We start from the raw sequence: 6,562 nt of genomic DNA, 5'->3' as shown, positions 1-6,562 counted from the left end.
CGTAGGCGACTGCTTTTGTGCCGAATCGAATTGAATCCAAATGCGGGATCGGCAGCAGATGATCAAGAATTTTGTGAAGCTTGGCAGTGCTGAGCACGAAGGGATCCCCCCCCGAAAGCAACACATTGGTCATCTCAGGGTGATCTATAATATATCGCGCAATCTGAGAGAAATCGGTGGCAATTTCATCGGACTTATGGCCAACAATGCGTTTCCGAAAGCAATAACGGCAGTATGAAGCGCAACGGTCCGTCACCAGCAACAATCCCGTCTGGGCATACTTATGTTGAAGTCCGGGTGAAACCGTGTTGTCGTGCTCTCCGCTTGTATCCAGATTGCCAGGACTCTCAAACTCTTTCAATGACGGTTCGACAATGTGTTTAAGCTGGTCATAATAGTCACCGTCTGTGATTTGTTCACGATAGAATTTGGTCACACGATAACGCGTGATACTGTGGTCTTGTAGCTCGCCCTTGGTTACCTCGCGCGTCCCTTCGATGAAATTCATGGCAGCGGTACGGTGCGGCGAGTCCCAGTTAGTGGGCGATGTAGGCGCCGGCGCCGAGGTCGTCCGCGCATCCCTCTTACGATCGCTCATACTCCGGTCCTCGCAATGAACCAAAATTGCCTGCCGAGTCCGTTTTGCCTGCGCCCCAAGGTCCTGGCAGGGCTCCGCCCCAAGCACAACGGTGTGTAGCATCTCATGGCGCGCCACCTATCGTCCAAGGCCCCACTGCGGCCCCTCGTCCAGCTTCCCGCGAAGGCGAAGCCCGCAGTTGCATGGGCGAGGTCTCGCTGCCGCCGACAGACAAGAAAGGAACCAAGCCGCGGCTGGGTGAACGAAAGCGGCGCCCGCGTCGAACACGGAAAACCTTCGATTGGCGGTGCAGCACCCAACAGTCCAGAAGATATCGCATGGAGCTGCATCGGTTGAGCACATTTCACATGGACCTCCTCTGTCGGAGACCGCCAGATCGCAATCTTCGTAATGGTTCTCCACCGTGTCCCATGCAATCGGCGGGCCAACAAAGAGGTTGTGCGATAAAGGGGGCAAAACCACGTGTATCGGCCCGCAACGCGGAATGCTTGTGCGTCAGTGTGTCAGATTCCGAACATGGACGTCTCTGTTGATTGCCACTGAGAACTGACCCGGTAAGACAGGATGGGGCGTCGCCTTAACTTGGGTTGGGCACGGGATGCCCCCCGATGTGGCCTCTTCACGCGGCTGTCGACAAAGCGATTTGCCTCCAGACCGCCATAGCGGCGGCTCGAATGTTGCGGTGATCGGCGGCTATCAGATGTTTCCGGTGAAGATTGAAGAGGTTGGCGATCGGGCCATGGATGGAAACGAAGCGCTGGCATTGTCGTGCCGACTTGAACCGGATCATACCTCGTTCTCGCCGTCGAACTGCCAGATGAGAATTCTCCGCTCGGTTATTCAGCCCCTTATGCGATCGATGCTCGACACCTGGCATGATTTCCCTTTTGGCCGCATCGTAGGATCTGAGCTTGTCGGTGATCATGACGCGCGGCGTGATGCCTTGCCCTTTCAGCAGCTTTCGCATCAGCTTCAAGGCCGCCTTCTTGTTCCGGCGGCTCTGGATCAAGGCATCGAGAACATAGCCATCGGCATCGACGGCCCGCCACAGCCAGAATTTCTTGCCCTTGATAGCAACGACCATTTCGTCGAGATGCCACTTGTCGGCAAAACTACCCCTGGACCGCCGCCGGATGGAGCGGGCATATCCGCGGCCGAACTTGGCAGCCCATTCCGCCACAGTCTGGAACGAGACTTCGATGCCGCGCTCGGCCAGAATATCTTCCACATGACGCAGGCTCAGTGGAAATCGGAAGTAGAGCCACACCGCATGCGCTATGATCTCGGCAGGAAAACGATGACGCTTGTATCGGAGCGTCATAATATCGGTGGGCGGGTGCAGGCTCATGCCCGTAAAGTCCGCCGAAAATGTTGAGGCGACGCTACCGGTCGGACGCCTTTTCATTGCTGCCTACAGCGGCGCGGATGGCGTCGGCATAGACCGGCCGGGTCAAATGTTTCCAGCCGCCGGCGACCGAAACCAGGTCATAGGGTCGACCGCGCAGCTCCTCGCGAATATCGTCGATCAGAAGATCGACGCTGCAGCTTTTGCCGACGACGCGCGCCAGCGCCTCGCGACCGACCGGTTCACTGGCGGCAAAAATGGTGGCCTCGACGCGGTTCATCCATTCGCGCCAGCGCGCCTCCGGCGGCAGATGATCCAGTTCCCGGTCAAACAGCTGGTCAGCTGATCGACCTTTCCCCTTCTCGCGCGCGCCGCCTCGACCATTATCGTCAGAGCCCGCAAATACGGAACGTGGTGCGGCCGGACAGCTCGCGCACGGCGCCGAGTTCGACCAGCCGGTCGAACAGGCGGCGCAGACCGCGGTCACTCATGCCTGCGATCTTTTCCGAGGCAACGGTCGCATCGTCGGACAGCAGCTTGTCGACAACAAGATCCGCCGCCTTGGCCCTGAGTTTCGGCGCAACGGCAAGCAGCCGGTCCGCGCGGCGCCCGAGTTCGGCGCAAAGATCAATCGCGCGCAGCGCACCGCGCGCAGCGCGGCAAGCAGACCTTTTGCACGCTCAGGATCTGTCTCGATGCTTGTCGCCACAGCGCTGGCTGCCGATCGACGCGGGCGGGGCGCTTGTACCCAAGGCAACTTCGGCGCCCAACAGCGGCACGGCCTGCGCCCAACCCAGCCGTTGCGCCAGCAGGGCGTCGGCGAGCCATGCCCCGACTGCGCGCGCAAAGCCGTGGCGTTCGGCGGCCATGAATGGGCCGGTCAGCGTTGCGACCATGCCGGCGCCGGCCGCGAGTTGCCGGAGATCATCCGCCAGATCGCAGACCACCCCATCATCCGGGGCGTAGCCGAACTCTTCCAACACCGCGGCCAGATTTCTCTTGGTCACAAGCTCCTCCGCAGGCGTAACGGCCTGCCGACGCCAGGCAAGCAGCATCGATCCGGCGGGGCCGACGGACAAAAAATCGCCCGGTCGTGTGAGCAGCACGGCATCACGCAGCGCGCTTTCATCCTCGACGCGGCCGGCCTGCTTCGCTGTTACCGCGGCCGCCGCAAGCGCCAGGCGTTGCCGCCAAGCTCCAGCCCAGCGCTCCTGTCGGCGAACCACCGCATCAAGCGCGCTGATGGCTGCGCCGGCGGCGATCGCTATGTCCTCGACGTCTTTCCCAGCAAGGCTTTGCGCATCCGGGATGGCGCGGCGCAGCCAGGGGTCGGAACAAGAACTGTTCCCGCAGACACGCTAAGACCGAACGAAGCACGAACGCGCGTAATTGATCTGTAGATGAGGCTGCCGGCCGGTTGAAAGCATTCGGCTGATGGCGACCAATTTCCCCTTGGAGTCGGTGTGTGCCAAGGGAGAACGCGAATGGGGAGAAGACAGCTTATCAGCTCAAAGGAAGCGGCGATACTCCTGGGCATAGCGACGGACGAGGATAGTCTGATCCGTCATTTTACACTGGACCCGGCAGATCGGTTGGAATGCGAGCTCCGTCGCCGACCGCAGAACAAGCTGGGCTTCGCGGTTCAACTCTGCACAATGCGCCAAACGGGGCGGCTCTTGTGGGATAGCGAGCGGCCACCCGCGGCTGTGATCAATTATCTTGCGGATCAGCTCGGCGTCGACGCCCGCCTGTACGCCCTCTATGCACATCGAGTGCAGACGCGTTTCGATCATAGCCGGTCTTTGATGGCTTACCTCGGTCTCCGGACTGCCTCGAGAGACGATCGCCGCGCGGCCCTTGTGGCTTCAATCGATGCGGCGGCTAATGGCGACCACGGATTGCCGATCGCGACAGCAGTCATTGCCGAGTTCCGGAAACGACACGCGCTCCTTCCCTCGCCGTATTCTATCGAGAAGATTGGCCTTGCCGGTCGTGCGATAGCTCGCCGACGCGCCGAGAAAGAACTCGTCGAAGGTATCCCGCCCGATCAGCTTGCATCGTTGGACAGGCTGTTGGAGGTTGACCCGTCGATCGGGCAGACACGATTTCACTGGCTGCGAACAGCGCCGGATGCGCCAGGTGCGTCGAACCTAGTCGGACTGACCGAACGGATTGCCTTCCTGCGCACGCTGGAGATCGATCCGAGATTGCAGATGCGGATTTCCTCGGGTCGGTGGGACCAGATGATCCGTGAAGGGAACGCCACGCCGGCATGGTTGGCCAACGACTTCAATGCCAGCCGTCGGCATGCTCTGATCGTCGCGCAAGTCATCAAGCTCGGCCAGAAGCTCACGGATGATGCGGTGACGATGTTCATCAAGTTGATGGGTCGGCTGTTTTCGCAAGCCAACAACCGCAAGAAGCAGCGACACATGGACTGCAGACCGGATACCGCCAAGGCGCTGCGCATGTTCCTCGACACGATCACAGCCCTGCAGTCCGCGAACGATTATGGCCGGAACGCACTGGAGGTGCTCGATCAGGAAGTTGGATGGCACCGGCTGCTGCGGATCAAGCCTGAGCTCCAGTCAATGGTCGAGGACAACGAGACGTTGCCCTTGACCTTGGCGGCTGAACAGTATGCAACCGTCCACAAGTATGCCGGTGCCTTTCTGCAGGCGTTCACATTCCAATCGGCGCGGCGACACGATCCGCTTCTTGTGGCAATTTCGCTGCTGAAACGGCTCTATGCCGAGAAGCGTCGGACGCTCCCGGAGCGCGTGCCGGTCACCCATCTCAGCCAAGCGGATCGACGGCTCATCTTCGGCCAGGGGAAGCCTGATCGCCGTCTCTACGAGATTGCGACGCTCGCGGCTTTGCGAGACCGGCTTCGATCTGCCGACATTTGGGTCGACGGCAGCCGATCCTTCCGGCCGATCGACGAGCATCTGATGCCGCGGGCGACATTCACCACAATGAAGGAAGAGGATCGGCTTGGGTTGGGCGTCCAGGGTGACGGCGCGCAGTGGCTTGCCGAAGTACGGCAGATACTCGACTTCAATCTGAAGCGCCTGGCGCACAGAGCACGGTCTGGGAAGCTCGAAGGTGTTCGTCTTGAAGCTGGCACCTTGATTGTCACGCCGACCGCCGGCGAGGTTCCCGCTGCAGTCGAGGAACTGAATGCCGAGATCAGCGATCTCTATCCGTTGGTCGAGGTGCCGGACCTCCTGCGGGAAGTGCACGAATGGACCGGCTTTGCGGATTGCTTCACGCATGTTCGCACAGGTGACACTCCGAGGAATATCTCGGCCATGCTGGCTGGCGTACTGGCCGATGCGACCAACCTCGGTCCGAAACGGATGGCCAGTGCGTCCAAAGGCATCAGCGCTCACCAGATCAGCTGGATGCGCACCTTCCACGCCCGGTCAGAGACCTACCGCGCGGCCCAGGCCTGCGTGACGGACGCACACACCCGCCATCCGCATTCTCGCCTTTGGGGCAACGGAACAACCGCGTCATCCGACGGTCAGTTCTTCCGAGCAAGCGACCGAGCCGCAAAGCGCGGAGATATCAATCTACATTATGGCAGTGAGCCGGGATCGAAGTTTTACAGCCATCTGTCCGACCAGTACGGCTACTTCAGCATCCTGCCCATCAGCCCGACCGAAAGCGAGGCCGCCTATGTGCTCGACGGCCTGTTCGATCAGGATACGATCCTCGACATCCAGGAGCACTTTACCGACACGGGCGGCGCGAGCGATCACGTCTTCGGACTGTTCGCCCTGATCGGCAAGCGGTTCGCACCGCGACTGCGCAATCTCAAGGATCGGAAGTTCCACACGTTCGAGAAAGGCGATGCGTACCCGGCGCTGTCAAACCACATCGGGGCGCCGATCAACACCACCCTGATCCTCGAACACTGGGATGATCTGCTTCATCTGGCGGCGTCGATCACCACCCGTGCCGTTGTACCCTCGACGATCTTGAAGAAGCTCTCGGCAGCACCGAAGGAAAGCCAACTGGCCAAGGCTCTTCGGGAACTCGGCCGCATCGAGCGGTCGCTGTTCATGATCGAGTGGTACTCGAGCTCGACATTGCGTCGGCGCTGCCAAGCCGGTCTCAACAAGGGCGAGGCAGCGCACAAACTCAAACGCGCCGTCTTCTTCCACGAGCGTGGCGAAATCCGCGACCGGTCGTTCGAAAGTCAAGCATTCCGCGCATCGGGCCTCAACCTCGTCGTCAGTGCGATCGTCCATTGGAACACGGTCTATATCGAACGGGCCGTCACCCACTTACGCAAAATGCATCGCGAGATTCCGGATCACCTGCTCAAGCACGTATCGCCGCTGAGTTGGGAACACATCAATCTGACCGGCATCTACACCTGGGATGCAGAACATCAGATGCCTGAAGGCTTCCGGTCGCTCAGACTTTCGGCTCGGCTACGTCACGCTGCATGACGTTCATGCTCCGTTCGGCCTTAGCGTGTCGCTGGGAACAGTTCTTGTTCCGACCCCACTACGGCCACGAGGAAGGAAACACCCGTCTCGATGCGGTTTCGCGACGATGATCTCACCATCATCGACCGCGGCGCGGAGCTGCTCGGCCTGTCGCGCACT

The 6,562-nt window shown here is 60.4% G+C and carries 3 protein-coding genes and 2 pseudogenes; 1 reads left to right on the top strand and 4 read right to left on the bottom strand.

What is annotated here, in order from left to right; all coding sequences use genetic code 11:
• The 4 genes and pseudogenes from ACFFNA_RS34215 to ACFFNA_RS34200 form a co-directional block, all read right to left on the bottom strand.
• On the bottom strand, positions 1-508 hold a 508-nt coding region (locus tag ACFFNA_RS34215), incomplete at its 3' end, for a 4Fe-4S cluster-binding domain-containing protein (RefSeq protein ID WP_378924302.1).
• A 709-nt stretch (positions 509-1,217) separates the two neighbouring features.
• On the bottom strand, positions 1,218-1,946 hold the full coding sequence (locus tag ACFFNA_RS34210; protein WP_378924300.1) for an IS6 family transposase: 729 nt from the start codon (positions 1,944-1,946) through the stop codon (positions 1,218-1,220).
• A 40-nt stretch (positions 1,947-1,986) separates the two neighbouring features.
• A pseudogene (locus ACFFNA_RS34205) lies at positions 1,987-2,277 on the bottom strand (SMC-Scp complex subunit ScpB); the annotation flags it as partial.
• Positions 2,278-2,332: 55 nt separating this feature from the next.
• Positions 2,333-3,169, bottom strand: a pseudogene (locus ACFFNA_RS34200) (DUF1403 family protein).
• Between the two features lie 258 nt (positions 3,170-3,427).
• Between ACFFNA_RS34200 and ACFFNA_RS34195 the strand changes: the two are divergent.
• A complete protein-coding gene (locus ACFFNA_RS34195; RefSeq protein WP_378924298.1) occupies positions 3,428-6,403 on the top strand; it encodes a Tn3 family transposase in 2,976 nt (991 codons plus the stop codon).
• The last annotated feature ends 159 nt before the right edge of the window (positions 6,404-6,562 follow it).

Origin of the sequence: Mesorhizobium kowhaii, assembly GCF_042431665.1 — a bacterium.
GTDB classification, from domain to species: domain Bacteria; phylum Pseudomonadota; class Alphaproteobacteria; order Rhizobiales; family Rhizobiaceae; genus Mesorhizobium; species Mesorhizobium kowhaii.
This window is presented reverse-complemented; position numbering and strand designations above follow the sequence as displayed.

Coding starts and splice junctions, on each gene's coding strand:
- ACFFNA_RS34195 (WP_378924298.1), top strand. CDS start 3,428: ATGGGGAGAAGACAGCTTATCAGCTCAAAGGAAGCGGCGATACTCCTG.
- ACFFNA_RS34210 (WP_378924300.1), bottom strand. CDS start 1,946: ATGAGCCTGCACCCGCCCACCGATATTATGACGCTCCGATACAAGCGT.